This window comes from Streptomyces sp. UNOB3_S3 (genome assembly GCF_020740895.1).
Classification (GTDB): Bacteria; Actinomycetota; Actinomycetes; order Streptomycetales; family Streptomycetaceae; genus Streptomyces.
The window spans coordinates 1-5,010 of sequence record NZ_JAILXP010000463.1 but is presented as its reverse complement, the minus strand read 5'-3'; the positions used below and the strand labels follow the sequence as shown (position 1 = coordinate 5,010).

Annotated in this window: 1 protein-coding gene; it reads right to left on the bottom strand. The window is 76.6% G+C overall.

Features of this window, described 5'->3' with window-relative positions; all coding sequences use genetic code 11:
* A partial coding sequence (locus K6I33_RS31730) for a type I polyketide synthase (protein ID WP_229358004.1) occupies positions 1 to 5,010 on the bottom strand: 5,010 nt, incomplete at both ends.

Sequence of the window (5,010 nt, the reverse complement as noted above, 5' to 3'; positions counted from 1 at the left end):
CCGTACGGGTGTACGGACGAGGGCGCGCAGCAGCGGGGGGACGCCGGCGGGGGCGGAGGCGGCCAGGGCGCGCGGGTCGAGCCGGACCGGTACGAGGAGCGCGCTGTCGACGCCGGAGGCGGCGTCGAGCAGGTCCAGTCCCTGGCCGGTCGGGATCGGCAGCATGCCGGAGCGGGCGAAGCGGTCGAGGTCCACATCGTCCAGGGTGGCCGTCAATCCACTCGATTCTTCCCAGTATCCCCACGCGAGGGACGCGGCGGGCAGGTCCTGGGCGCGGCGGTGGTGGGCGAGGGCGTCGAGGAAGGCGTTGGCGGCGGCGTAGTTGGCCTGGGCCATGCCGCCGGCGACGCCGGCGAAGGAGGAGAAGAGGACGAAGGCGGAGAGCCCGGTGTCGCGGGTGAGCTCGTGGAGGTGCCACGCGGCGTCGGCCTTGGGCCGCAGTACCCGCTCGGCCTGTTCGGCGGTCAGGTTCTCCAGCAGGCCGTCGTCGAGGACGCCCGCGGCGTGGACGACGGCGGTGAGCGGGTGCGCGGCCGGGATCGCGGCGAGCACGCGGGCGAGGTCGGTGCGGTCGGCGGCGTCGCAGGCGACGACGGTGGCCTCCGCGCCCAGGCCGGCCAGTTCCTCGCACAGCTCCCGGGCGCCCGGGGCGTCGGGGCCCCGGCGGCCGGTGAGGAGGAGGTGGCGGACGCCGTGGCGGGCGGCGAGGTGCCGGGCGACGTGGCCGCCGAGCGTTCCCGTGCCACCGGTGATCAGTACGGTGCCCTCGCCGGTGGGGTTCCACTCCCAGACGGGGGTGTCCGTGAGGTCGGCCGGGGCCGTGCGGACCAGGCGCGGGACGGTCACCGTACCGGCCCGGACGGCGAGCTGGCTCTCCCCCGCCGCCTCGGCGGCGGCGAGGGCCGGGGCCAGGGCGGCGGTGGAGCGGTCGTCGCCGTCGAGGTCGGCGAGGACGAAGCGCCCGGGGTGCTCGGTCTGCGCGGAGCGGACCAGGCCCCACAGGGCGGCCTCGGCCGGGGCGGGCACCGTGTCCTCGGGGCCGGTGGCGACGGCGCCCTCGGTGACGAGGACGAGCCGGGAGCCGGCGAGCCGCTCGTCACCGAGCCAGGACCGGACGAGGTCGAGGCCGTCCCGGACCACCCGGTGGGCGGCCTCGGGCACGTCCTCGGAGCCTGCGGCGGCGAGCCTCAGCAGCACCGTCCGGGGTGCCTGCTCCCCCGCGTCGAGGGCCGCGCCGAGGGCGGTGAGGTCGGTGTACGCGCGGACGGGCGCCCCGGACCGTTCGAGCGCCGCCGTCAGCGGGGCCGCGTCGCCGAGGACGGCGAAGTCCATGGCCTCCGGCAGTGTTTCGAGGGCGAGCGGGGTCCAGCTCACGCGGTGGAGCGCGTCGTGGCGTGCGCCGCCGGCGGTGGTGAGCCGGCCGGCGGTCAGCTCCCGCGTCGTCACGGCGTCGACGACGGCCACAGGCGCGCCCGTGGTGTCCCACGCGGTCAGCGAGACGGTGCCGTCGTCACCCGCCGGGGCGAGCCGCACCCGGAGCCGGTCGGCGCCGGTGGCGAGCACGGTGGCGCCGCGCCAGGCGGACGGCGGCGCGGGCGTGCCCTCGGGGTCGCGCAGGGTCAGGAGCGCCTGGAACAGGGCCGGGTGGAGGCGGAGGCCGGTGGCACCCGCCCGGTCCTCGTCGGCCAGGGCGACCTCGGCGTACAGCTCCTCGTCGCCCTGCCAGAGCGCGCGGACCGTGCGGAACGCCGGCCCGTGGTCGTGGCCGTGCGCGGCGAGGGTGTCGAGGAGGTTGTCCGGCTCGACCGGGCGGGCGCCCGTGGGCGGCCAGGTGACGGGCATCGGGGCGGCGGGGGCGGCCGGTCCGGCGGTCAGGGCGCCGGTGGCGTTCCGTGTCCACGGCGCGTCCGTGCCGCCCGGGCGCGTGTGCACGGTGACCGGGCACAGCCCGTCGCCGTCCGCCGCGCCGACGGCCACCTGCACGCTGACGGTGCCCTGCTCCGGCAGGACGACCGGAGTGTGTTCGGTGAGTTCGTGGACCGTCGCGCGACCCGCCTCGTCGCCCGCGCGCACGGCCCATTCGAGCAGGAGCGTGCCGGGGACGACGGTGACGCCGTGGACGGTGTGACCGGCCAGCCAGGGGTGCGAGGCGAGGCCGACGGTGCCGGTGAGGACGGCGCCGTCGGCGGCGAGGGCCACGGCCGTGCCCAGGCCCGCCGGGTCGGCGTGGCCGGCCGGCTCCAGCCAGAAGCGTTCGCGCTGGAAGGCGTAGGTGGGCAGTTCGACGGGGCGGCCGCCCTCGACGGCGCCGGTCCAGTCGACGGGCAGGCCGTGGACGTGCGCCTCGGCCAGGGAGGTCAGCATGCGCTCGGCCCCGCCGTCGTCGCGGCGCAGCAAACCGATGGCGACGGCGTCGGCCTCCGCGTCGGCGACGGTGTCCTCGACGCCCATGGTCAGGACGGGGTGCGGGCTGCACTCGACGAACACGTCGTGGCCCTGGGCGAGGAGCGCCCGCAGCGCGTCCTCCAGCCGTACGGTGCGGCGCAGGTTCCGGTACCAGTAGGCGGCGTCCGGGCGGTCGTCGTCGCCGAGCCAGTCGCCGGTGACGGTGGAGAAGAACGGCACGTCGCCCGGGACGGGAGTGAGGCCGTCGAGGTCGGCGAGGAGGGTGTCGTGGATCCGTTCGACCTGGGCGGAGTGGGAGGCGTAGTCGACGGGGATCCGCTTGGCGCGGACGCCGTCGGCCGCGCAGGCGGCGAGGAGTTCGTCGAGGGCCGTGTCGTCGCCGGAGACGACGACGGTGGAGGGGCCGTTGACGGCGGCGACGGACAGCTTGTCGCCCCAGGGCGCGAGGCGCTCGGTGACGTCGGCGTGCGGGGCGGTCACGGACGCCATGCCGCCGTGGCCGGAGAGTTCCTTCGCGATGGCCTGGCTGCGCAGGGCGACGACCTTGGCGCCGTCCTCCAGGGACAGCGCCCCGGCGACGCAGGCGGCGGCGATCTCGCCCTGGGAGTGGCCGAGGACGGCGGCGGGGCGGACGCCGTGGGCGCGCCAGACCTCCGCGAGGGAGACCATGACCGCCCACAGCGCGGGCTGGGCCACGTCCACGCGGTCGAGCCCGGGCGCGTCCGCGTCGCCGCGCAGGACCGCGGTCAGGGACCAGTCGGTGTACGGGGCGAGGGCCCGTTCGCACGCGGCGATGCGGTCCGCGAAGACGGTGGAGGTGCCGAGGAGTTCGGTGCCCATGCCGGCCCACTGGGAGCCCTGGCCGGGGAAGACGAAGACGGCCTTGCGCTCGCGGGAGCCGGTGAAGCCGCCGTGGACGGTGCCGGTGGCGGGCTCGCCCTCGGCGAGGGCGCGCAGCCGCTCGGTGAGGCGTTCATGGCCGGCGCCGACGACCACGGCCCGGTGTTCGAGGGTGGAGCGCCGGGTGGCGAGGGAGAACGCGAGGTCGAGCGGGTTCGCGTCCGGGTGCCGCTCCAGGTGGGCGAGCAGGGCGCGGGCCTGGCCGCGCAGTCCGCGCTCGCTGCGGGCCGACAGCAGCCACGGCACCGTGCCGGCGGGTGCCTTGGGCACGCTCTGGTCCGGCGTCTCCGCGTCGGCGGGGGCCTGTTCGAGGATGACGTGGACGTTGGTGCCGCTGATGCCGAAGGAGGACACGCCGCCCCGGCGCGGCCGGTCGTTCTCGGGCCAGTCCATGGCCCGGTCCAGCAGGCTCACCGCGCCCGCGCTCCAGTCGACGTGCGGGGACGGCTCGTCGATGTGGAGGCTCCGCGGCAGCACGCCGTTGCGGATCGCGAGGACCATCTTCATCACGCCCGCGACACCGGCGGCGGCCTGGGTGTGGCCGATGTTGGACTTCACCGAGCCCAGCCACAGCGGCCGGTCCCCGTCGCGGTCCTGACCGTAGGTCGCGAGCAGCGCCTGCGCCTCGATCGGGTCACCGAGGGTGGTGCCCGTGCCGTGGGCCTCCACGGCGTCCACGTCGGCGGCCTTCAGGCCCGCGTTGGACAGCGCCTGGCGGATGACGCGCTGCTGGGACGGGCCGTTCGGCGCGCTCAGTCCGTTGGACGCCCCGTCCTGGTTGACCGCGCTGCCGCGCAGGACCGCCAGAACCGGGTGGCCGTTGCGCCGCGCGTCCGACAGCCGCTCGACCAGGAGCAGGCCGACGCCCTCGGAGAAGCCGGTGCCGTCGGCGCTCGCCGCGAAGGGCTTGCAGCGGCCGTCGCCGGCGAGGCCGCGCTGGCGGGCGAAGTCGGTGAACAGGCGCGGCGAGGACATGACGGTCACACCGCCGGCCAGCGCCAGCGTGCACTCGCCCTGGCGCAGCGACTGCGCGGCCATGTGCAGGGCGACCAGCGACGACGAGCAGGCCGTGTCCACGGTCACCGCCGGGCCCTCCAGGCCCAGGGCGTAGGCGACGCGGCCGGAGACGACGCTCATGGCGTTGCCGTTGTTCACGTACCCGGCGAGTTCCTCGGGGATCTCGGGGACGCGGGCGACGTAGTCGCTGGAGGCCAGTCCGGCGAAGACGCCGGTGCGGCTGCCGCGGACGGACCTGGGGTCGATGCCCGCGCGTTCGAAGGTCTCCCACGCGGTCTCCAGCAGGAGCCGCTGCTGCGGGTCCATGGCGAGCGCCTCGCGCGGCGAGATGCCGAAGAATCCCGCGTCGAACTCGGCCGCGTCGTAAAGGAATCCGCCCTCGCGGGTGCGGGAGGAGCCGGCGCCCTCGGGCACGGGGGCGTAGACGGCGTCGGGGTCCCAGCCGCGGTCCTCGGGGAAGCCGGCGATGGCGTCGGTGCCGGAGGCCAGCAGCTCCCACAGGTCCTGGGGCGAGCGGACGCCGCCGGGCAGCCGGCAGGCCATCCCCACGACGGCGATCGGCTCGTCGGCGGCGGACGCGACGGAGGTGTCGTCGGCTGCGGGGTGCTCGGAGAGGCCGTCGGACAGCTCGCCGTCGAGGTAGGCGGCGAGGGCGGCGGGGGCCGGGTAGTCGAAGGCGAGGGTGGC